The organism is Paenirhodobacter sp. CAU 1674 (assembly GCF_029222945.1).
GTDB lineage: Bacteria > Pseudomonadota > Alphaproteobacteria > Rhodobacterales > Rhodobacteraceae > Rhodobacter.
Map to the genome: position 1 here is coordinate 22,740 of NZ_JARHUH010000001.1, position 20,527 is coordinate 43,266.

Consider the following 20,527-nt stretch of genomic DNA (forward strand, 5'->3'; position numbering starts at 1 on the left):
AGTCGATCCGCTTTCCCGGTCAAACGCCCCTCAAAACCCGTTCAAAGTGGTCAGCGGCTGAAAGATCGGGCCCTGCGGCCCGGTGCTGACATGGGCGCGGATGTGGAAGGTTCCGGCCAGAAGATCGGGGGTCAGCACGTCCAGGGGCGCGCCATCGGCCACCAGGCGGCCCCGGTCCAGCACCAGCACGCGGCTGCAATGGCGTGCGGCCAGCCCCAGATCGTGCAGCGACGCCACCACCGCGCCGCCCGCCCGGGCATGGCGTGCGAAAACCTGCATCGTGGCGATCTGTGCCGCCGGGTCGAGCCCCGCAATCGGCTCGTCCGCCAGAATGAGCGGCGCGGATTGCGCCAGCGCCCGGGCAATCAGCACCCGCGCCTGCTCGCCCCCCGACACCTGTGTGGCGATGCGCGTGCGGTAGTTTTCAAGCCCCATCTCGGCCAGCGCGGCGGCGATGGCGGCGGGTCCGGCGGCATCGGGGCGCGGATGCGGCAATCGGCCCAGCCCGACCACGTCGGCAACCGACAGGCCCCAGGCAATCTCGCGCGCCTGGGGCAGCCAGGCGGCGGCGCGCGCCCGCGCCCCGGGCGTCAGCCCCGCCAGGCTGGAGTGGCCGCGCGCCTCGATCAACCCGAGGGCCGCGCGCATCAGAGTTGTCTTGCCCGCCCCATTCGGCCCCAGAAGACCAATGAATTCGCCGGGTTGCACGGCGAAGCTCACATCATCGACAACCGGGCAACTGCCGCGCAGAACGGTGATGCCGGCAAGGCTCAGCAGGCTCATTCTTCCCTCCCCAGACGGCGGATCATCTGCAGGAAGAAGGGGGCGCCGACCAGCGCGGTCAGCACCCCGAGCTTCAGATCACGCTCTGGCGCGATCAGCCGGGTCGCGATGTCGGCGCACAGCAGCATCGCCGCCCCGCCAAGCGCCGACGCCCCCAGCAGCGCCGAAGGCCGCGCGCCTACCCGCGCGCGCAGCAGATGCGGCACGACCAGCCCCACGAAGCCCACGGCGCCCGCCACCGCCGTGGCCGCGCCGACCAGCAGCGCCGAGCCGAAGATCACCCGCAGCCGCAACGCCCGCAGCGACACCCCAAGCGAGGCCGCGGCATCCTCGCCCAGGCTCAGCGCATCCAGCCCGCGGCCGGTGGACAGCAGCACCGCCCCGCCGATCAGCAGAAAGGGCGCGGCCAGCCAGACATGGCTCATCGCGCGATCGGCCAGCGATCCCATCATCCAGAACACGATTTCGGCGGCGGCATAGGGGCTGGGCGCCAGGTTCAGCACCAGTGCGGTCAAGGCGCCCGCCAGTGCGGACACCGCAATCCCCGCAAGGATCAGCGTCAGCGCCCGCCCCGACCGGCCCGCCAGCAGCAGGATCAGCCCGACCGCCGCCCCCGCCCCCGCAAGCGCCGCGAAGGGCAGCGCCAGCGCAAAGGCGGCATAGGCCCCGGTCTGGATCGAGATCACCGCACCAAGCGCCGCGCCCGACGAGGTGCCGATCAGCCCCGGCTCGGCCAGCGGATTGCGCAGGAAGCCCTGCATCGCCGCCCCGGCAAGGCCAAGCGCCGCCCCCACGCCCACCCCCAGAATGGCCCGCGGCAACCGCAATTCCCGCATCACCAGCCCCGCAGCGCCCTCGCCCGAAACCAGCGCGCGCAGCCCCTCGGCCCAGCCGATACCCGCAGGTCCGATCAGCAGGGACAGCAGAAACAGCCCCGCGACCAGCGCCAAAAGCAGCATCAACAACGTGCGATACCTCATTGCGATGCCTTCTCTTTTTCAAGTTCGCGCCCGATGGCGGCCAGATCGGCCACCGCCCCCAGCATCGCCGGCTGGCCGCAACTCCAGCGGGCGTCGCGCAGGTTGCGGGCGCGCGGCAGGGCCGCTAGCGCGGGATGGCGCAGGATCTCGCCCGCGCGGCTGGGGCCGTGGCCATAGCTGTCGCCGCCCGACACCACCAGATCCGGCGCGGCCATCACCAGCCGCTCCAGCGGCAGCGGCCCGCCCCAGTCCTGCCCGGGCCCGCCCACCACATTCTCGAACCCGGCCAGCGCAAGGATCTGCCCTTCCAGCGTGTTGGGCCCGTAACCGTAACCGCCGATCCCGTAGACCGCGCCGCGCAGCCCCGGCGCGGGACGCATGATCGCGGCCAGATCGGCATCGAACCGCGCCAGCATCGCCTCTGCGCGCGCCTCTTGGCCCAGCAGCGCGCCCATCGCCGTGATCCGGGCGCGGATTTCGGGCAGCGAGGTGCCCGGCGGCAATTGCTCGACCCGGATGCCAAGGCGGCGCAACATCGAGATGGTGCCCGGCGCCGACCAGATGTCGGCCAGCACCAGATCGGGCCGCAGAACGGCGATTTCCTCGGCCCGGCCATGGTTGGCGGGATAGGCCGCGGCCTGCGCCGCCAGCACCGACATCTGCGGGTCAGAGGCGAAATGGCTGAGCGAGACGATCTGCCCCGGATCGGCCAGCAACAGCGCCAGCTGATCGGTGCACAGGTTCATCGACACCACCCGGGCGGGCGGCGGCTCGGCCCGTGCGAAAGAGGCCGCAAAAGCGGCCAGAACCAGCAGGGCGCCGCGCAGCGCCCTGCCCCTGCGCTCAGAACGTGCCACGCAACCCGACATAGGCGGTGCGGCCCGCGGTGGCATAGCCCCAGACCTCGGAATACTCGGAGTCGGTCAGGTTCTCGATCCGGCCCACCAGATCGACCTTCGGCGTCAGCGCATATTTGCCCGACAGGTTCACGACCGTGTAATCCTCAAGCTTTTCGGTGGCATAGCTGCCCCAATACTGGGTGTCCCAGGTATCGGCCACATGCCGCATCCCCAGCGTGACCGAGCCCTGCCCCTGCGCGAATGCCCAGGTCGCATCCAGCCCCAGCTGGTGCCGCGGGCGGCGCACTTCGGGCGCGCCATCGGCATCGCTCGACTTGGTGTAGGTGTAGCTGAAGCCAAATCCCAGCCGGTCAGTCGCCTGCCAGTTGCCCGACACTTCGACGCCCCGGCGCTGCGACAGGCCGTCGCTGTTCAGCGCGGTGGTATAGCTCGGGCTGTAGACGATTTCGTTTTCCAGATTTTCGGCAAACAGCGTCACATCGACCGTGCCGCGCCCCCCCGCGAAGGGCAGCTCGACGCCGATGTCGAAGCCCAGCGATTCCTCGGGTTTCAGATCGGGGTTGCCGGTATAGAAACCGGGGGTATAGCCGAATTGCTCATACATCGTCGGGTTGACCACGGCCTTGCCGAGCGAGCCGTGCAGCCGCGCGGTGCCGAGCGGATAGGACGCCGCCAGGTTCCAGGTCGTCGCGTTCTGGAACTGGGCGTTGAAATCCTGCCGCACGCCGGCCTGCACATCCAGCCCGTTGTCGTAGCTGCCCTGATATTCCAGCGCCAGCCCATTGGCGTTGCGGGCATAGCGCGTGCCGCCGGTTTCGCGGCGGAAAACCTCGCTGTCATGCTCGGCCAGCAGGGTCACGCGTTGGCGCGACTGATCGACCGCCGCCCCGTCCAGCGCATAGGCCAGCCGGTAGGCCACCGTTTCGCGCTGCGACAGCGCCATCGAGGTCAGGCTGCCGGTCGCGTCATAGCGTTTGGTATCGAAATCATTGCCGCTCAGCGTCAGGCGCTGCTGCAACTGTCCGCCCAGCGTATCGGCCTGCAGCCAGACCGAGGCCAGCGTCTCGCGCCGCTTGCCGTAATCGCCGCTGTCCACGATATAGCTGTCGGCATCGGTCGCCGCCCAGTTGTCGGCGTCGAAATCGAAATCCTGATCGGAATGGCGCAGCGTGAACCCGGTCGAGAAGGTATCGCTCAGCTGCCAGCGGCCGGTCAGATTGGCCGTGGTGCGGCGCGATCCGTCGCGATCCCCGCCATCGCCCGACTGGTCGAACCCGGCTTCGTCGCGGTGCTGCAGCGAAAAGGCCAACTCGCCCTTTTCACCCCGCGTGCGCACCGCGAAATCGCCCGCATAGCTGCCCGCCGTGCCATATTCGACCCCGGTCTGATAGCTGGTGCCGGCAGTCTGCGCGCGTTTGGTGTAGATCGCGATCACCCCGGTCGCCGCGTTCGAGCCGTAGATCACCGATTGCGGGCCACGCAGCACCTCGATGCGCTCGACATCGGCCAGTTCCAGCCCCGAGAAATAGTATTCGCCATTCTCGCCCATCGTCGCCTCGACCCCGTCGATCAGGACCAGAACGTGATTGCCCTCGCCGCCACGGATGCGCACCTGGGTGTTGTAGGGGTCCGACCCCTCGACCGCGACGCCCGGCAGGGCACGGATCGCCTGCTGCACGGTGGTCAGGCCGCGCGTGGCGATCTGCTCGGCGGTCAGGATCGAATAGGCGCGGCCATAGGCCGATTGCGAAACCGGCAAGAGCCCGCCCGAAACCACGATCTCGTCCAGTGCGAGAACGTCCTGGGCCAGGACCGGGGCGGCCAGCGCGGTGCTGGAAAGAAGCGAAAGCAAAAGCATGCGAGAGCGGATCATCTGTCTTGTATCCTGCGGCGGACCGATACGGCCCCGATGTCGATCTGCCTTTGGAAAGATGCCTTTCCGCCGACGGTGGCTGTCACCTTTCAGCGGGAAGAACCGCCTCCCCACACCCCCCGTGTGGTGGAAATCAGTGATCGCCTCGGCAGGTCTCCTGGCTTGCGGGTCGTGACATCGGGCCGCCTTCCCGGGGTATCCCCAGTGGCCGTGGCCCATGCTCACCGCTTACAGTTGCGGGGGCAGCACCGGCATTGGGCCGAGGCCCGCACCGATTTCCCTTTTCATCCGGCTTTTGGGGCCGGAACCGAAGTGCGGCCCTCTTGGCGCCGCACGGCATATATGTCAAGAATTATTGGGCGTTTCGGGCAGATCCGTGGCCTTGGGCGCAGAATGCGCGCAGGCCCGGTTGAACCGCACCGAGGACAGCAGCGCCAACCCGATGAAGCCTGCCCCCAGAAGGCCGGTGATGACCTCGGGAATGTGCATCAGGGTCTGGGCGAACATGATGCCGCTCAGGATCAGGATCGACCAGAACGCACCATGTTCCAGATAGCGCAGCTCGGCCAGGGTGTTGCGTTCGACCAGCATGATCGTCATCGACCGCACATACATCGCCCCGATGCCCAGACCGATTGCGATCAGGAACAGGTTCTGGGTCAGCGCGAAGGCGCCGATGACCCCGTCGAAGCTGAACGAGGCGTCCAGCACTTCAAGGTAAAGAAACGCGCCCAGGCCCCCCTTGGCGGCCTCGGTCGTCATCGAGGCCCGGTCGAGCACCTGGCCCAGCACCTCGACCGCCAGAAAGGTCAAGAGCCCCGCGACGGCGGCAAACAGGAAGCTGCCCTCGGTGCCCGGCGGCAAAACCCAGGTGAACAACATCACCACGCCCAGCACGAAACCGATCTCCAGCCCGCGGATCGAGGCGCAGGCGCGCAGGCGGCGTTCGAGGGCGGCGATCCAGTCGACCTCCTTGCCCTCGTCGATAAAATAGGTCAGCGCCACCATCATCAGGAAGGCGCCGCCGAAAGCCGCGATCGAGACATGGGCCGAACCGATGATGCGCGCATATTCGGCAGGTTTCGTGGCGGCCAGAACCAGCGCCTCGATCGGGCCGATGCCCGCGGCGATCACCACGATCAGCAGCGGAAACAGGATGCGCATGCCGAAGACCGCGATCACGATGCCCCAGGTCAGGAAGCGTTGCTGCCACTCGGGCGTCATATCCTTGAGCTTGTTGGCATTCACGATGGCATTGTCGAAGGACAGGCTGATTTCCAGCACCGCCAGAACGCCCGCGATCAGAAAGAACGACAGCGCGCCGGTGAAGTTGCCCGAATAGCCCCAGCCCAGCCAGAAGGCCAGAACCAGCCCCACTGCGGTAAAACCGAAAGCCCAACGGAAATAGTGAATGGCCGTGCGCATGATCGCTCCTGTGGGGATATGTCGCACAGATAGGAAGCCGCCCAAGCCCCCGCAAGGCGGCCCCTGTCAGATCCTGCGCAAGTGGTTTGCGCGCAACACCGGCCCCGCCCGTCCGCCGTTCAAAGCCCCGCGCGGCCCAGCCAGCCCAGAATCCGGTCGCGGTTCACCCCCAGATCGGACCGGCCAAAGACCAGATGACCGCGGATATGGACCCGGTCACCCTCGATCCACAGGTTGGTGATGTCGGGAAAGCCCCAGACGGCCGAGCGGGTGACAAAGGTCATCAGCCCCTCTTCGACGCTGCCCTCCAGCAAGACCGTGCGCGGGCTGGCCGCGACGATCCGGCCCAGTTCCGCCAGACGCGCCTGCGGATCGGGGATCTGGCGCACCGCCTCGAAGCCGCCGGTGTCGGGCCAGTCGCCCTCGGTCTTGGTGGCGGCCATCTTGTGCCAGCGGTCGGCGGGCAGCGGCGCCAGCCGGACCCAGGCCGCGAAGCCCGCCACCAGCAGAACCAGGGCGATCAGGCCGATGCGGATCATGCCGGGGCCCCGCGGCGCCGGGTCCAGCCGTAAAGCGCGATCAGTTCCATCGCGACATGGGCGCCCGCAATCGCGGTGGCACCGGTGGTGTCATAGGGGGGCGAGACCTCGACCACATCGCCGCCCAGCAGGGTAATCCCCGCCAGCCCGCGCAGGATCGCCGCCGCCTGCCAGCTGGCCAGACCGCCCCAGACCGGCGTGCCGGTGCCCGGCGCGAAGGCCGGATCGAGGCAGTCGATATCGAAGGTGATATAGCAGGGCCGATCCCCCACCACCTGCCTGATCCGCGCGATGGTGGCCTCTACCCCCTGCTGATGCACGAAGGGCGCGTCGACGATCCCGACCCCCAGCGTGTCGGGGTTGTCGGTGCGGATACCGACCGAAACCGTCGCCGCCGGATCGACGACGCCGGTCTTGATCGCCTTGTACAGGAAGGTGCCGTGGTCGATCCGATCCATGTCGTCATCGGCCCAGGTATCGGAATGCGCGTCGAACTGGATCAGCGCGACGGGACCGAATTTTTCCGCATAGGCGCGCAGGATCGGCAGGGTGATGAAATGATCGCCGCCCAGCGTGATGCTGCCCGCACCCGCCGCCAGAATTCCCGCGATATGGGCCTGCACGCGGCCCGGGAAGCTGGGCGTATGGGCATAATCGAAGGCCAGATCGCCATAATCGACCACGGTCATTTCGCTCAGCGGATCGTAGCCCCAGCCATAGGGCGCATCGAAGGCCTGCAGCGCCGAGGCCTCGCGGATCGCGCGCGGCCCGAAGCGCGCACCCGGACGATGTGTCACCGCCTGATCGAAGGGCACGCCGGTCACCGCCAGATCGACACCCGTCAGATCCTTGGTATAGCGGCGGCGCAGGAAACTGGTGGCCCCGCCAAACGCATTTTCAAAGGCCAGCCCCCGCGGATCTTCGCGCGTGAAGGCCATGTCGATCTGATGTTTCGCGTCTTCGAGTGCCATTTGCCCCCCTTTTTGCCCTTGCTGAACCCTCGGCCAGCAAAGGTCAAGCACCGGCCGGCCCCGGGCGGGCGGGACGCGGGGTGGGACCGCATGTCGCAGTTCGAATTAGAATTATTCTTGATCCAGATCAAATTGATCACGGACCCGTGAGTTTAGAAAGATTCCAGCTTTCGGAGCTACGGAGGAATCTAGCTATGAAACGTAATCTCGCTTTCGCGCTTGCCGCCACGACGGTGCTGGCCGCACCGGCGCTCGCGGACGATGCCGCGCTGCGCGAAGAGGCCAAGGGCCTGTTCGAAGTCATTCCGATGCAGGCGCCGCAGCTTGCCAGCGGCAACAGCATCACCCGCGAAAAGGTCGATCTGGGCACCATGCTGTTCTTCGATCCGCGGATGTCGAAATCGGGCCTGTTCTCGTGCCAGTCGTGCCACAACGTCGGTCTGGGCGGTGTTGACGGGCTGGAAACCTCGGTCGGCCACGGCTGGCAGAAAGGGCCGCGCAACGCCCCCACGATGCTGAACGCCGTGTTCAACATCGCCCAGTTCTGGGATGGCCGGGCGCCCGACCTTGCTGCGCAGGCGAAAGGCCCGGTTCAGGCCGGCGTCGAAATGAACAACACCCCCGATCAGGTGGTGGCGACGCTGAATTCGATGCCCGGCTATGTCGATGCGTTCAAGGCCTCTTTCCCGGGCGAAGCCGACCCCGTCACCTTCGACAATTTCGCGCTGGCGATCGAGGCGTTCGAGGCGACGCTGGTCACGCCGAACTCGAAATTCGACCAGTTCCTGATGGGGCAGGACGGCGCCATGAACGAGCAGGAAAAACGCGGTCTGGTCGCCTTCATGGATAAGGGCTGTTCCTCGTGCCACAATGGCATCAACTTCGGCGGGAACGGCTATTATCCCTTCGGCCTGATCGAAAAGCCCGGCGCCGACATTCTGCCCGAAGGCGACCGCGGGCGCTTTGCCGTGACCGAAACCGCAGATGACGAGTATGTCTTCCGCGCGGCGCCCCTGCGCAACATCGCCGTCACCGCGCCTTATTTCCACTCGGGCAAGGTCTGGGATCTGAAGGTTGCGGTGGACATCATGGCGGAATCGCAACTGGGCGAACAGCTGGACGAGGCCACGATCGACGACATCGTCGCCTTCCTCGGCACGCTGACGGGCGAACAGCCGCGGGTCGTGCACCCGACCTTCCCGGTCAGCACTGCGACGACGCCGAAACCGGCGCCGATGTAAGACGGACCGAAGCTCGCTTCGATCAGGGCGCGGGGGAAACTCCGCGCCCTTTTTCATGGGCGGGGAAAACCCGGGCGCGCACCGGCCTCCGCCCCGGACAGCAGAAAGCCCCGGACATGCCGGGGCTTTCATCGTGTTACGGCGCAGCCCTTATTCGGGCACGCAGATCTCGTGGCGCAGGATGCCCAGGATCGTGCGCCCGATCAGCCCCGCGATCAGCACGCTCAGCGTCACCAGCAAGGCGGTGGCAAAGCGCAGATGGAAGGCCGAATGCGCCAGTTCCGAATACAGGAAGGTGGCAATGGTCAGCGCGGCCAGCGGGAAGCTGAGGGCCCAGAACGACATCGCGAAGGGCAGCCGCAGGATGCGCGGGATCTGCACCGCCACCAGCGCACCGAACACATAGGCCAGCGACAGCAGGATATGGCCGAACGGATCGACCGTGGCACCTTCGGTCATCGTCAGGCGCACCCAGGCGATGAAGGCCACCGCGGGCGGCGCCACCATGATTACCAGCGTCGGCTGCAACCGCCCGGGCAGCGGATCGTGGAACACCAGCCGGTTGAAGACCAGCGTCAGCAGCACCATCCAGAAGATCATCCCCGCCGAGAAGAACAGCCACGACAGCTCGACAAATCCCAGCTGTGCGCCCGCCACCGGCACGATCACATTGCCCACCGCCGGAATGAACCAGGCCGGGTTCAGATGGCCGTGCTGAAAGCTGCGGGTGCCGATCCAGCTGGTGATGACCGAGATCGTCATCACGGCCTGCAGCGCGGTGCCCGTGCCCCACAGCGCCAGCGCCAGCGGTTTCGACACACTCATCGCGATGATCGCCAGCAGCAAGAGCGAGATCGCCACCGTCGGAAAGAAAGCAAGCCGGATCGGGTGGTGCCATTCCGCCGAGACCGCGCGCCAATGCTGCGTGGCCTTGATCGCATAGACCCCCAGCAGCAGCACGAAGACCGCCGCCGTCACCACAAAGGCGATCTGATAGGGCAAGGGCCCGATCCCCAGCGGCCCGGCCGCCGCGCGCAACGCCAGCGTGAAGCCGCCCAGCCCCATCGTGGTGGCAAAGAAGGTGATCGGGAAATGTTCAAGCCGGCTATGCGGCGCATCGGGTGCGGCGGCGGCAGGGGAAGGCGCGCTCATCGAGGTCTCCTTGGCTGACGGGTCGGGGGGTGAGGCCGGCCATGATATTCAACATTACGCATGTATCTATAACCGATCGGCCTGCGCGATGCGCGGCTTAATTGATGCATTTTGCATATCTGATCTGGGTCAAATCGTCCCAAGGCGAAATCTCCTATGCAGGGCCAACCAAAGGAACCGCCATGAGATTGACCACCCGCACCAACCTTGCCATGCGCGCGCTGATGTTCTGCGCAGTCAACCCCGAACGGATCGTGCGCAAACACGAGATCGCCGAGGCCTGCAACGCTTCGGAAAACCATCTGGCACAGGTCGTCAACACCTTGGCACAGCGCGGTTTCATCGAAACGCAGCGCGGCCGGTCCGGCGGATTGCGGCTTGCGCGTCCGATGGACCAGATCGGCGTGGGCGAGGTGCTGCGCGCCTTCGAGGCGACCCTGCCCTTCGCGGAATGTTTCGACCTCGATTCGAACACCTGCCCGCTTTACGAGGCCTGCCTGTTCCGCGAAGCCCTGCTGGAGGCGCTGGAGGCCTTCTACGCCTCGATGGATCGGCGGACTTTGGCCGATATGGTCGCGGATAACGCCGCGCTGGAACACCTGCTGCGACTGCCCGGAACACCTGCGATTTCGGTCTGCGGCGGGCCCCGTCCCGCAGCCAAGGACGAGACCGAACCGCGCGCGGCCCTGTAACATCCGCGCGAGGCCGCGTGCCCGGCTTCATCTTCGCTTGACCGGTTAACAAACAAGGCGTAGCTCCGCCGCGATTTCGCCATTTTCAGGGTGCCTCATAAAGGGGCAAGGCGACAATCATTGAGGCAAACCATGCAGACCACGCAACAACAGGGCACGCCCTCCGCTCCGGCCAAACCGCAGCAACAGGGACAAACCGCCCCCGCACCGCAACAGACCGGGTTCACCGACTGGGCGTCGATCTGAGCCCGGACCCGTGGCGCGGGCTGTGTGAAACGGCCCCGCCCTCTGCCCCGGCCCTCATGGCCGCCGGACCTTAGCCCTGCATCGCGCCCGGGCTTGCATGGGCCTGCATTGCGCGGGACACTAGCGCATTGCCAGAGCGATCCGCAGATGACCCAGACCGAGCCCCTTCCGATCACCACCATTTCCGGCATCGGCCCGGCCACGGCCGAAGGCTTTGCCCGCGCGGGCATCGTCGATGCGCAGACCCTGCGCGCGATGGGGGCGGATGCCGCCTATGCGGCCTGGATCGCCGCCGGGAACCCGCCGCATTTCATCGGATATTACGCGCTGGTGATGACCCTGCAGGGCCGCCCCTGGAACGACTGCCGCGGGGCCGAGAAAGCCGCGCTGCGGGTCAGGTTCGACACGATGAAGGCGCGTGTTGCGGCACAGCCCGATACCGGGGCGCGCGCCGACGTCAGCAATGACAAGGGCCGCCTCCGGCTGGAAGCGGCCCTTGATGAGATCGGTCTGGGGCTGCGCCGGACGCCGCCCCCTGCCCGGCCTTAGCCGACCAGTTCAAGACCCGAGAAGAAGAAGGCGATTTCCTGCGCGGCGGTTTCCGGCGCGTCCGAGCCGTGGACCGAGTTTTCGCCGACCGACAGCGCGAATTCCTTGCGGATGGTGCCGTCAGCGGCCTGCGCCGGGTTGGTTGCGCCCATCACTTCACGGTTCTTCGCAATGGCGCCTTCGCCTTCCAGAACCTGCACGACGACCGGTTCGGACGCCATGAATTCGCACAGCTCGCCATAGAAGGGGCGTTCCTTGTGGACTTCATAGAATTTGCCGGCCTGTTCCATGGACAGCTTGATGCGCTTTTGCGCGACGATGCGCAGGCCGGCTTCCTCGAATTTGGCATTGATCTTGCCGGTGAGGTTGCGGCGGGTGGCATCGGGTTTGATGATCGAGAGCGTGCGTTCGATGGCCATGAGGGAAGCCCTTCCTATAGTTGTCCGGGGTTTGTCCACCCGGTCCGAAATTGCGTCTGGGGCCTGCTAGCACGGGGTTTTGCGCTTGAAAAGCCCTCCTTATGGGCAAGGGTTACCCCGGTATGATGACTTTTGCGCGAAACTCTGGTGCAAAGCGGCAGGTCGGGCCATTGTGTGCCCGACGCTTCCCGATTATCTGCTGCGGGACACCAGCCCCGAAGGAGCCCCCGATGCGCCCGCTGATCCGCCTGCTGCTGCCGCTTTGCCTTGCCGCCACGCCGCTGGCCGCACAAGACGGACCCGCCGGGGACGCGCCGGTCGCCCTGCCCTTCACCTATCTGATGTTCGAAGCCGCCGTGCCGCATGTCGACATGCCGGTGTGCCCCGTCGATCTGGCCGCCGAGGGGCGGTTCTGCCGGATGGCACTGCTGAATGACGAAATCCACGTCTTCGTGTTTTCCGAAGAAGGCGATCAGCCGCTGGTCGATTTCCGGTCCTGGCCGGTCGATCTGATGGCGGGCCTGCTGGACTAGCGCCCCGCCCCTGCGCGCTTGGCCGTTGACGCGGGCGGACAGGCAGGGCAGGACAGCGCCATGCTCAAGATTTCCGACATCTCCTATTCCGTCGAGGGCCGCCCGCTGTTTGAGGGCGCCTCTGCCACCATTCCCACCGGCCACAAGGTCGGGATCGTCGGCGCCAATGGCGCGGGCAAGACCACGCTGTTCAAGCTGATCCGGGGCGAGCTGGTTCTGGAAGGTGGCGAAATCACCCTGCCCAACCGCGCCCGTATCGGCGGCGTGGCGCAAGAGGTGCCATCGTCGGCCACCAGCCTGCTCGATACCGTGCTGGCCGCCGACATTGAACGCGCCGCCCTGATGGCCGAAGCCGAGACCGCCACCGACCCGCATCGCATCGCCGAGGTGCATGCGCGCCTGGCCGATATCGACGCCTGGTCCGCCGAGGGCCGGGCCAGCGCGATCCTGAAAGGGCTGGGCTTCGACGCCGAGGCGCAGCTGCGCCCCTGTTCGGATTTCTCGGGCGGCTGGCGAATGCGCGTGGCGCTGGCGGGCGTGCTGTTTGCCCAGCCCGATTACCTGCTGCTGGACGAACCGACCAACTATCTGGATCTGGAAGGCGCGCTCTGGCTGGAACAGTATCTGGCGAAATATCCCCATACAGTGCTGATCATCAGCCACGACCGCGATCTGCTCAACCGTGCCGTGGGGTCGATCCTGCATCTGGAAAACCGCAAGCTGACGCTGTGGAACGGGCCTTATGACCAGTTCGCCCGCCAGCGCGCCGCCGCCCGCGCGGGCCAGGCCGCCGAGGCCAAGAAGCAAGAGGCCCGCCGCGCCCATCTGCAAAGCTTCGTCGACCGGTTCAAGGCCAAGGCCAGCAAGGCCGTGCAGGCGCAGGCCCGCGTCAAGATGCTTGAAAAGATGGAGCCGATCACCGCGCCCGAGGAAGCGGCGAAACAGGTCTTCAGCTTTCCCGCGCCAGAACAGCTCAGCCCGCCGATCATCACCATGGAAGGCGCCGCGGTGGGCTATGGCGGCCCGCCCGTGCTGCGCCGCCTCAGCCTGCGGATCGACCAGGATGACCGGATCGCCCTTCTGGGGCGCAATGGCGAAGGGAAATCCACGCTTTCCAAACTGTTGGCGGGCAAACTTCAAGTTTCCGAAGGGACCATCACGCGCAGCTCGAAACTGCGGATCGGCTATTTCGCGCAGCATCAGGTCGACGAGCTGGACCTTGGCGAAACACCGCTGGCGCATATCCAGCGGCTGCGCCCGGACGAAGGCCAACCCCGGCTGCGGGCGCGTCTGGCGGGCTTCGGGCTTGGCGCCGATCAGGCCGAAACCAAGGTCGGCAAGCTGTCGGGTGGGCAGAAGGCGCGGCTTTCGCTGCTCTTGGCCACGCTCGACGCGCCGCATCTGCTGATCCTCGACGAACCGACCAACCACCTGGACATCGAATCCCGCGAGGCGCTGGTCGAGGCGCTGACCGCCTATTCCGGCGCGGTGATTCTGGTCAGCCATGACATGCACCTGCTGGGACTGGTCGCGGACCGGCTGTGGCTGGTCAAAGGCGGGGCGGTGGCGCCCTACAGCGGCGATCTTGAACAATATCGCGGCGAATTGCTGGCAGGCGACAGCGCCGCCAAATCCACCCCGGCCAAGGCCAAGGAAAAACCCGCCCGTGCCTCGCGCGACGAGTTGCAACAATTGCGCAGTGAGGTGCGCAAATGCGAAGACCGCGTGAACAAGCTGACGGAAATGCTTGAAAAGCTTGACGCAATCATGGCGGACCCGGCGCTTTACGAACCCGCCCGCGCGGGGGATGCGGAAAAATGGGCGAAAAAACACGCCGAGGCGCGTGAGGCCATGGCCCGCGCCGAAGAGCTGTGGATGGCCGCGCTTGAGGCGCTGGAAACCGCGCAGGGGTAAGCACGGACTGCCCCGCCCGCGCGGGCGCCACTATCACAAAGCCGACAGAGTATCCGAGTTATCCACTCGGGTATTGACCTGTGCACGGGCATCCGCTTTAACCGAGCCAAATTCCGACTAAAGGAGTCACCCATGACCGCTCGCATCCTGCTGGCCCTGACGACCGCGCTGATCGCCGCCCCCGCCCTGGCCGAAGAGGTGAACGTCTATTCGCACCGCCAACCCGAGCTGGTGCAACCGCTGTTCGACGCCTTCACCAAGGAAACCGGTATCGACGTGAACGTGGCCTTCGTCGACAAGGGCATGGTGGAACGCCTGCAGGCGGAAGGCCGGCGCAGCCCTGCCGATCTGGTGATGACGGTCGACATCGCCCGGCTGATGCAGGTGGTGGACGCGGGCGTGACCCAGGCCGTGGACGACCCGGCGCTGGACGCCGCGATCCCCGAAAGCTTCCGCGACCCGAACAAACAGTGGTTCGGCCTGACCTCGCGCGCGCGCATCGTCTATGCCAGCAAGGACCGCGTGGCCCCGGGCGAGGTGACGACCTACGAAGACCTGGCCGATCCGAAATGGAAAGGCCGGATCTGCACCCGTCCCTTCACCAGCGATTACAACGTCGCGCTGACCGCCGCCTACATGGCCCATCACGGCCCCGAGGCCACGAAAACCTGGCTTGAAGGGGTGAAGGCGAACCTTGCCAAGAAACCCGAGGGCAATGACCGCAGCCAGGTGAAATCCATCTGGGCGGGGGAATGCGACATCAGCCTGGGCAACACCTACTACATGGGTCAGATGGTCAACGATGCGGTCGAGAAAGACTATGCCGCGGCGGTGAACATCGTCTTCCCGGTCTTCGAAGGCGGCGGCACCCATATGAACATTTCGGGCGCCGCGATGACCGCCGCCGCACCGAACCACGAAAACGCGCTGAAGCTGATGGAATTCCTAGCCTCGGACGAGGCGCAGAAAATCTATGCCGAGACCAACCACGAATTCCCCGTCAAGCCCGGCGTGCCGTCTTCGGCGCTGGTCACAAGCTGGGGCCCGTTCACGCCTGACACGCTGAGCCTGACCGAAGTGGCCGCGCTGCGCCCGGCTGCGCTCAAGCTGATCGAGGAAGTAAACTTCGACGGCTAATTGCCTGACAAAAAATACAAAAGCCCCAAGGTCACCTTGGGGCTTTTGTCATTCTGCGGCAATCGCCAGCGGCACCATCGCCCCGATGCGCACCCCCGGCATGGCGGCGATCCGGTCCAGATCCTGCTCATAACGGCGGCGCAGGCGCGCGGCTTCAAGAACGCCGAAGCCGGCCAGCGGCGCGGGCTGCGGCTGTTCGGCATGAAAGGCCATCAGCCGTTGGGCCTGGCGCGGGGCAATGCTGACGCCCGCGCGCAGCAGCCGCTGCAACATGGCAAGGCCGGTGTCGGGCAGTTGCACCGTATCGAGCGGCGCCACCGGCAACGCCACCCCGGGGGCCAGCGCCGCCAGCACCTCGGCGGGGGTGACCGGCGCAGGCAGAACGACCAGGTCGCGCGGCTTCAGTTCACGCAGCACCTCGGCCACCAGATCGGCCCAACCGCGCTGATCGCGCACCAGGGCGGGGGCGATATCCCCGAAATCCGGCATCGCGCGGCGTTGCGCCTGATGGCGCCAGATCTGCGGGAAATAGGTGTCATAGCTCTGCGTCAGCAGCACGACGCGCCCGACCGGCCCCTGAATTTTCGTGGCGAACCGGCGCATTCGCTGCGGCGCCATCGGAAAGAACCCCGACAGGCCCGCGCCAGCGCGCCCCATCAGGGTTTCGTCGACATGGATAGTGCCCGCCGCGGTCAGGGCCGCGCGTCCCAGTGCAAGGCTGCGCGCCACGCAGGCGCCAAGCGGCCCGAATCCGGGGGCCGCCAAAAAGATGTGGTGGTGCGTCCTGCTCATGTCACGCCTCGTCTCGCGGTGGTATCGGTTGGCCCGTTTCCACTCGTCTTATCAGACCGTGCTATTGACCAATTGTGGCGAAGTTTTGACCGGGGCTGCGGATCTGGACTCTGCCGCCGGGCTGCGACACTCTGCCCCGAAACCGGAGCCCGCACATGACCCGCAAGATCATCATCGACACCGACCCCGGCCAGGACGACGCCGTGGCGATCCTGCTGGCGCTGGCCAGCCCCGAACTGGAGGTGCTGGGCCTGACCTGCGTTGCGGGCAATGTGCCGCTGGCGCGCACGGCACATAATGCGCGGGTGATCTGCGAACTGGCCGGACGCCCCGAAACCCGGGTGTTCGCCGGCTGCGACCGGCCGCTGGAACGGGCGCTGGTGACGGCGGAATATGTGCATGGCAAGACCGGTCTTGACGGGATCGCCCTGCCCGCCCCCGAAATGGCACTGCAAGACCAGCACGCGGTCGATTTTCTGATCGAGACGCTGCGCACCGAACCCGCGGGGACGGTGACGCTGTGTCCGCTGGGGCCGTTGACCAATATCGCCACCGCCCTGCAACGCGCCCCCGACATCGCCCCGAAGATCGCCGAAATCGTGCTGATGGGCGGCGCCTATTTCGAGGTGGGCAACGTCACCCCCACCGCCGAATTCAACATTTACGTCGACCCACAAGCCGCGGAAATCGTATTCAAATCCGGCGTTCCAATCGTGGTGATGCCGCTGGATGTGACCCACAAGGTGCTGACCACCCGCGCCCGGATTGAAGCGTTCCGCGCCCTTGGCACCCCGGTCGGCCATGCGGTCGCCAGCTGGACCGATTTCTTCGAGCGCTTCGACATGGCGAAATACGGCAGCCAGGGCGCGCCGCTGCACGACCCCTGCGTGATCGCCTACCTGATCCGCCCCGATCTGTTCACCGGCCGTCATATCAATGTGGAAATCGAAACCCGGTCAGAGCTGACGCTGGGCATGACGGTGGCCGACTGGTGGCGGGTGACCGACCGCCCGGCGAATGCGATGTTCATGGGCGGTGTCGATGCCGAGGGCTTCTATGCCCTGCTGACCGAACGCCTGAGCCGGTTGTGAGCGCCGCCGCCTCCGGCGGGAGTATTTGGGCCAAGAAGAAATTATCCGCTTCTTCTTGGCAAAAATACTCAAACGACCTTGATCCCCTCTGTGCAAGGACCAGATCAGAGCGATGACCCAGCCCCCCGTTTTCGACACGAGCTATGCCCGCCTACCCGACCGCTTTTTTGCCCGGCAGGACCCGGTGCCGGTGCGCGCGCCGGCGCTGATTGCCCTGAACCGCGATCTGGCCGTGCGGCTCGGGCTCGACCCCGACTGGCTGGCGGGCCCCGACGGCGTGGCGATGCTGGCGGGCAATACCATGCCTGCCAGCGCAACACCGCTGGCCATGGCCTATGCGGGGCATCAGTTCGGCGGCTGGTCGCATAGCCTTGGCGATGGCCGTGCGATCCTGCTGGGCGAGGTCGTGACACCGGATGGCGCGCGCTTCGATCTGCAACTCAAGGGCGCGGGCCAGACGCCGTTTTCGCGGCGGGGCGACGGGCGGGCCTGGCTTGGTCCGGTGTTGCGCGAATATCTGGTGAGCGAGGCCTTCGCCGCGCTGGACATCCCGACCACCCGCGCCCTGGCCGCGGTCAGCACCGGAGAGGTCGTGGTGCGCGAGGCATCGGGCCGCCCCGGCGCGATCCTGACGCGCGTCGCATCAAGCCATATCCGCGTCGGCACCTTCCAGTATTTCGCCGCACGCGATGACGTGCCCGCATTGGAAACACTGTGCAAGCATCTGATTGACCGACATTATCCCCAGTCGGAAACACCGCTTGATCTGCTGCGCGCGGTGGTGGCGCGGCAGGCGGATCTGATCGCGCAATGGATGGCCGTCGGCTTCATCCATGGGGTCATGAACACCGACAACATGGCGCTGTCGGGGGAAACCATCGACTTCGGCCCCTGTGCCTTCATGGATGTCTACCATCCCAACACGGTGTTTTCCTCGATCGACCAATACGGCCGTTATGCCTATGCCAACCAACCGCAGATCGCCGCCTGGAACCTGGCGCAATTCGCCAGTTGCCTGTTGCCGCTGATGGGCCCCGAGGGCCCGGCGATCGAGGCCGCGACCGAGGCGGTGCATGGTTTCGCGCCGCAGTTCCAGGCGGCATGGCTGCGCCGCTTCGGGGCGAAGATCGGACTGGCCCGGGCCGACGAAGACGACCGCGCGCTTATCGAGGATTTGCTTTCGCGCATGGCGACCGAGCGCGCCGATTTCACCCGCACCTTCCGCGGGCTGGTGACGGGCCGCGCGCGCAATGAATTCATCGACCCCGCCGCGTTTGATGGCTGGGAGGCGCGCTGGCAGGCGCGGTTGGCGGCCGAAGCCGCCCCGCAGGCGGTGATGGCCCGCGCCAATCCGGTGCGTATTCCGCGCAACCATCGGATCGAGGCGGCGATCGTGGCGGCGGTGGAGGACGATTTCGCGCCGTTCCACCGGCTGGGGGCGGCACTGGCCAGACCCTTCGACCCGGCCCCGGAATTTTCGGATCTGGAGGCCGCGCCCCGCCCCGAAGAACGCGTCGAACGCACCTTTTGCGGAACCTGAGCTTTGCCACGCAATGACCTGCAATCTAAAGGTTTTCCATGACAGTGCGTATCGCATCCTATAATCTGCACAAATGCGTGGGCTCGGATGGCAGCCGTGATCCGGCACGCAGTCTTGCGGTGATAAACGCCCTGGGGGCCGATGTCGTCGCCCTGCAGGAAACCGACCTGCGCATGGGCGCGCGCCCGGCCGCGCTGACCACCCGGATGATCGAGGAAGACAGCGACTTTCAGCGCCCCGAGCCGCTGCCGCGCACCGGGCCCGACAGCCTGGGATGGCACGGCCAGACGGTGCTGCTGCGGCGCGGGTTCCGGCTTTTGCACTCCGAGGCGATGACCCTGCCCGGGCTGGAGCCGCGCGGCGCGCTGGCCTTGCGCATCGCGGCGCCGGGGGCCGCGCCCTTCACGCTGATCGCCGGGCATCTGGGGCTGCGGCGGATGGACCGGCGCGCACAATGGACGCGGATTGCACAGGTGCTGGGGGATGCCGCGCCCGACCCGGCGATGGCCATCGGCGATTTCAACGAATGGCGCGCCAAACACGGGTTCGAGGCGCTGACCGGCTTTGACATCCACGCCCCCGGCCCCAGCTTTCCGGCGCGCGCGCCACTCGGGCGGCTCGACCGGCTGGTGACCTGCGCCCGGGTGCGGGTGGTGCGAATGGGTGTCTTCGACAGCGCGCTGGCCCGGCGCGCCTCGGATCACCTGCCGATCTGGGCGGATGTGACCGGCCTCTTGCGCTGATTGTGCGCGACACAATCGCGTGCTGGACGACGCGCGGGCTTTGCGGCAAAGCCAGATCACGGTTTGACCACCCGGTCAGCGCCACTCCGAGGGGCCTCATGGAAAATCTGCGCGGAAGCATTCTGATGGTCGTCGCCATGGCGGGCTTCGCGCTGGAGGACATGTTCGTCAAGTCGCTGTCGACCCGGCTGGCGGTGGGCGAGGTTCTGGCCCTGCTGGGGGCGGGTGGCACGGTGATCTTTGCGGCCCTCGCGCTCTGGCGCCGCGACCGGCTGTTTTCCGGGGATCTGTTTTCGCGCCCGGTGATCGTGCGCAATCTGGGCGAGCTGGTCGGAACCCTGGCCTTCGTCTCGGCCATCGCCTTCACGCCGCTGGCGCAGGCCTCGGCGATCCTGCAAGCCACACCGCTGGCGGTGACGCTGGGGGCCGCGCTGTTTCTGGGCGAAAAGGTCGGGTGGCGGCGCTGGTCGGCCATCGTGATCGGCTTCATCGGCGTGATGATCGTGATCCGGCCGGGGACCGAGGGCTTTTCGGTGCTGTCGCTGCTGGCCGTGGTCGCGGTGATCGGGCTGGCGGTGCGCGATGTGGCCACCCGCCGGGTGCCGAAAACCATCGCCTCGATGCAGCTGGCCACCTATGGCTTCGCCACGATCATCCCCGCCGGCCTGCTGATGACCGCGCTTGACCCGGCAGGGTTTGTTCCGCCGTCCCCGCTGGATCTGGCGCAGATCGCGGGTGCGCTCTTGTTCGGGACGGGCGGCTATTACGCGCTGATCGCGGCGATGCGGCTGGGCGAGGTTTCGGTCATCACGCCGTTCCGCTACACCCGGCTGATCTTTGCCCTGATCATTGGCTGGGCGGTGTTTTCCGAATCCGTCGACCGCTACACCCTGATCGGGGGGGCGGTGATTGTGGGCTCGGGGCTCTATACATTGTGGCGGCAGGCCCGGTTGCGGGGGCAGCTTCGTCGCTAACATACCGGGATGCGGCGTTTTTGCCGCGATGCGCCCTTTTCGCGCGACGGCCCCGGGGGTATAGAAAGCGCGA

At 66.5% G+C, this 20,527-nt stretch carries 20 protein-coding genes and 1 riboswitch; of the genes, 10 read left to right on the forward strand and 10 right to left on the reverse strand.

Annotation, left to right across the window (positions count from 1 at the left end; translation table 11 throughout):
* Positions 1-30: 30 nt before the first annotated feature.
* From P2G62_RS00100 to speB, 7 genes are all read right to left on the reverse strand, one after another.
* On the reverse strand, positions 31-783 hold the full coding sequence (locus tag P2G62_RS00100) for an ABC transporter ATP-binding protein (RefSeq protein ID WP_275732814.1): 753 nt from the start codon (positions 781-783) through the stop codon (positions 31-33).
* Positions 780-1,763: an iron ABC transporter permease gene (locus P2G62_RS00105; protein WP_275732815.1), complete on the reverse strand. Its 984-nt coding sequence runs from the start codon at positions 1,761-1,763 to the stop codon at positions 780-782. The genes P2G62_RS00100 and P2G62_RS00105 overlap by 4 nt, the downstream gene beginning before the upstream one ends.
* Positions 1,760-2,620, reverse strand: a complete 861-nt coding sequence (locus P2G62_RS00110) for an ABC transporter substrate-binding protein (protein WP_275732816.1) — start codon at positions 2,618-2,620, stop codon at positions 1,760-1,762. The genes P2G62_RS00105 and P2G62_RS00110 overlap by 4 nt, the downstream gene beginning before the upstream one ends.
* Positions 2,607-4,496, reverse strand: a complete 1,890-nt coding sequence (locus tag P2G62_RS00115; RefSeq protein WP_275732817.1) for a TonB-dependent receptor — start codon at positions 4,494-4,496, stop codon at positions 2,607-2,609. The genes P2G62_RS00110 and P2G62_RS00115 overlap by 14 nt, the downstream gene beginning before the upstream one ends.
* Before the next feature lie 129 nt (positions 4,497-4,625).
* A riboswitch (cobalamin riboswitch) is annotated at positions 4,626-4,823 on the reverse strand.
* Positions 4,824-4,841: 18 nt separating this feature from the next.
* The gene (locus P2G62_RS00120; protein WP_275732818.1) at positions 4,842-5,921 is read right to left on the reverse strand and encodes a DUF475 domain-containing protein; all 1,080 of its coding nucleotides are present in this window, start codon (positions 5,919-5,921) and stop codon (positions 4,842-4,844) included.
* 119 nt (positions 5,922-6,040) lie between these two features.
* Positions 6,041-6,460 carry a DUF1499 domain-containing protein gene (locus P2G62_RS00125; protein WP_275732819.1) on the reverse strand — a complete coding sequence of 140 codons (420 nt, stop codon included), beginning with the start codon at positions 6,458-6,460 and terminating at the stop codon, positions 6,041-6,043.
* Positions 6,457-7,431, reverse strand: coding sequence for an agmatinase (gene speB, locus P2G62_RS00130; protein ID WP_275732820.1), 975 nt, complete (start codon positions 7,429-7,431; stop codon positions 6,457-6,459). The genes P2G62_RS00125 and speB overlap by 4 nt, the downstream gene beginning before the upstream one ends.
* Positions 7,432-7,625: 194 nt before the next feature.
* On the opposite strand from speB, the gene P2G62_RS00135 reads away from it, so the two are divergent.
* Positions 7,626-8,672, forward strand: a complete 1,047-nt coding sequence (locus tag P2G62_RS00135) for a cytochrome-c peroxidase (RefSeq protein WP_275732821.1) — start codon at positions 7,626-7,628, stop codon at positions 8,670-8,672.
* Between the two features lie 150 nt (positions 8,673-8,822).
* Here the strand turns inward: P2G62_RS00135 and P2G62_RS00140 are convergent, their stop codons facing one another.
* The gene (locus tag P2G62_RS00140) at positions 8,823-9,824 is read right to left on the reverse strand and encodes an SLAC1 anion channel family protein (protein ID WP_275732822.1); all 1,002 of its coding nucleotides are present in this window, start codon (positions 9,822-9,824) and stop codon (positions 8,823-8,825) included.
* A 182-nt stretch (positions 9,825-10,006) separates the two neighbouring features.
* On the opposite strand from P2G62_RS00140, the gene P2G62_RS00145 reads away from it, so the two are divergent.
* Together P2G62_RS00145 and P2G62_RS00150 are read left to right on the forward strand one after the other, a co-directional pair.
* On the forward strand, positions 10,007-10,516 hold the full coding sequence (locus P2G62_RS00145) for an Rrf2 family transcriptional regulator (RefSeq protein WP_275732823.1): 510 nt from the start codon (positions 10,007-10,009) through the stop codon (positions 10,514-10,516).
* A 393-nt stretch (positions 10,517-10,909) separates the two neighbouring features.
* Positions 10,910-11,311, forward strand: coding sequence for a TfoX/Sxy family DNA transformation protein (locus tag P2G62_RS00150; RefSeq protein ID WP_275732824.1), 402 nt, complete (start codon positions 10,910-10,912; stop codon positions 11,309-11,311).
* On the opposite strand, the gene ndk is transcribed toward P2G62_RS00150, so the two are convergent.
* The gene (gene ndk, locus P2G62_RS00155; RefSeq protein ID WP_275732825.1) at positions 11,308-11,730 is read right to left on the reverse strand and encodes a nucleoside-diphosphate kinase; all 423 of its coding nucleotides are present in this window, start codon (positions 11,728-11,730) and stop codon (positions 11,308-11,310) included. The two genes, P2G62_RS00150 and ndk, sit on opposite strands and share 4 nt — an antisense overlap.
* 230 nt (positions 11,731-11,960) lie before the next feature.
* Between ndk and P2G62_RS00160 the strand changes: the two genes are divergently transcribed.
* The 3 genes from P2G62_RS00160 to P2G62_RS00170 all read left to right on the forward strand — a co-directional run bounded on the left by P2G62_RS00160 (position 11,961) and on the right by P2G62_RS00170 (position 15,314).
* Positions 11,961-12,263: a hypothetical protein gene (locus tag P2G62_RS00160; RefSeq protein WP_275732826.1), complete on the forward strand. Its 303-nt coding sequence runs from the start codon at positions 11,961-11,963 to the stop codon at positions 12,261-12,263.
* Between the two features lie 60 nt (positions 12,264-12,323).
* On the forward strand, positions 12,324-14,177 hold the full coding sequence (locus tag P2G62_RS00165; protein WP_275732827.1) for an ABC-F family ATP-binding cassette domain-containing protein: 1,854 nt from the start codon (positions 12,324-12,326) through the stop codon (positions 14,175-14,177).
* A 132-nt stretch (positions 14,178-14,309) separates the two neighbouring features.
* On the forward strand, positions 14,310-15,314 hold the full coding sequence (locus P2G62_RS00170) for a Fe(3+) ABC transporter substrate-binding protein (RefSeq protein ID WP_275732828.1): 1,005 nt from the start codon (positions 14,310-14,312) through the stop codon (positions 15,312-15,314).
* A 48-nt stretch (positions 15,315-15,362) separates the two neighbouring features.
* Here the strand turns inward: P2G62_RS00170 and P2G62_RS00175 are convergent, their stop codons facing one another.
* A complete protein-coding gene (locus P2G62_RS00175; RefSeq protein WP_275732829.1) occupies positions 15,363-16,106 on the reverse strand; it encodes a hypothetical protein in 744 nt (247 codons plus the stop codon).
* Between the two features lie 155 nt (positions 16,107-16,261).
* Between P2G62_RS00175 and P2G62_RS00180 the strand changes: the two genes are divergently transcribed.
* From P2G62_RS00180 to P2G62_RS00195, 4 genes are all read left to right on the forward strand, one after another.
* Entirely contained in the window at positions 16,262-17,197 is a 936-nt protein-coding gene (locus P2G62_RS00180) for a nucleoside hydrolase (protein WP_275732830.1), read from the forward strand.
* 112 nt (positions 17,198-17,309) lie between these two features.
* Positions 17,310-18,737, forward strand: coding sequence for a protein adenylyltransferase SelO (locus P2G62_RS00185; RefSeq protein ID WP_275732831.1), 1,428 nt, complete (start codon positions 17,310-17,312; stop codon positions 18,735-18,737).
* A 38-nt stretch (positions 18,738-18,775) separates the two neighbouring features.
* The gene (locus P2G62_RS00190) at positions 18,776-19,480 is read left to right on the forward strand and encodes an endonuclease/exonuclease/phosphatase family protein (protein WP_275732832.1); all 705 of its coding nucleotides are present in this window, start codon (positions 18,776-18,778) and stop codon (positions 19,478-19,480) included.
* 98 nt (positions 19,481-19,578) lie between these two features.
* Positions 19,579-20,454, forward strand: a complete 876-nt coding sequence (locus tag P2G62_RS00195; RefSeq protein WP_275732833.1) for a DMT family transporter — start codon at positions 19,579-19,581, stop codon at positions 20,452-20,454.
* Positions 20,455-20,527: the final 73 nt, after the last annotated feature.

What these genes read in the sequence shown, in the direction of transcription:
- P2G62_RS00100 (WP_275732814.1), bottom strand. Translation starts at nt 783, where the DNA reads ATGAGCCTGCTGAGCCTTGCCGGCATCACCGTTCTGCGCGGCAGTTGC.
- P2G62_RS00105 (WP_275732815.1), bottom strand. Translation starts at nt 1,763, where the DNA reads ATGAGGTATCGCACGTTGTTGATGCTGCTTTTGGCGCTGGTCGCGGGG.
- P2G62_RS00115 (WP_275732817.1), bottom strand. Translation starts at nt 4,496, where the DNA reads ATGATCCGCTCTCGCATGCTTTTGCTTTCGCTTCTTTCCAGCACCGCG.
- P2G62_RS00120 (WP_275732818.1), bottom strand. Translation starts at nt 5,921, where the DNA reads ATGCGCACGGCCATTCACTATTTCCGTTGGGCTTTCGGTTTTACCGCA.
- P2G62_RS00125 (WP_275732819.1), bottom strand. Translation starts at nt 6,460, where the DNA reads ATGATCCGCATCGGCCTGATCGCCCTGGTTCTGCTGGTGGCGGGCTTC.
- speB (WP_275732820.1), bottom strand. Translation starts at nt 7,431, where the DNA reads ATGGCACTCGAAGACGCGAAACATCAGATCGACATGGCCTTCACGCGC.
- P2G62_RS00135 (WP_275732821.1), top strand. Translation starts at nt 7,626, where the DNA reads ATGAAACGTAATCTCGCTTTCGCGCTTGCCGCCACGACGGTGCTGGCC.
- P2G62_RS00140 (WP_275732822.1), bottom strand. Translation starts at nt 9,824, where the DNA reads ATGAGCGCGCCTTCCCCTGCCGCCGCCGCACCCGATGCGCCGCATAGC.
- P2G62_RS00145 (WP_275732823.1), top strand. Translation starts at nt 10,007, where the DNA reads ATGAGATTGACCACCCGCACCAACCTTGCCATGCGCGCGCTGATGTTC.
- P2G62_RS00150 (WP_275732824.1), top strand. Translation starts at nt 10,910, where the DNA reads ATGACCCAGACCGAGCCCCTTCCGATCACCACCATTTCCGGCATCGGC.
- ndk (WP_275732825.1), bottom strand. Translation starts at nt 11,730, where the DNA reads ATGGCCATCGAACGCACGCTCTCGATCATCAAACCCGATGCCACCCGC.
- P2G62_RS00160 (WP_275732826.1), top strand. Translation starts at nt 11,961, where the DNA reads ATGCGCCCGCTGATCCGCCTGCTGCTGCCGCTTTGCCTTGCCGCCACG.
- P2G62_RS00165 (WP_275732827.1), top strand. Translation starts at nt 12,324, where the DNA reads ATGCTCAAGATTTCCGACATCTCCTATTCCGTCGAGGGCCGCCCGCTG.
- P2G62_RS00170 (WP_275732828.1), top strand. Translation starts at nt 14,310, where the DNA reads ATGACCGCTCGCATCCTGCTGGCCCTGACGACCGCGCTGATCGCCGCC.
- P2G62_RS00175 (WP_275732829.1), bottom strand. Translation starts at nt 16,106, where the DNA reads ATGAGCAGGACGCACCACCACATCTTTTTGGCGGCCCCCGGATTCGGG.
- P2G62_RS00180 (WP_275732830.1), top strand. Translation starts at nt 16,262, where the DNA reads ATGACCCGCAAGATCATCATCGACACCGACCCCGGCCAGGACGACGCC.
- P2G62_RS00185 (WP_275732831.1), top strand. Translation starts at nt 17,310, where the DNA reads ATGACCCAGCCCCCCGTTTTCGACACGAGCTATGCCCGCCTACCCGAC.
- P2G62_RS00190 (WP_275732832.1), top strand. Translation starts at nt 18,776, where the DNA reads ATGACAGTGCGTATCGCATCCTATAATCTGCACAAATGCGTGGGCTCG.
- P2G62_RS00195 (WP_275732833.1), top strand. Translation starts at nt 19,579, where the DNA reads ATGGAAAATCTGCGCGGAAGCATTCTGATGGTCGTCGCCATGGCGGGC.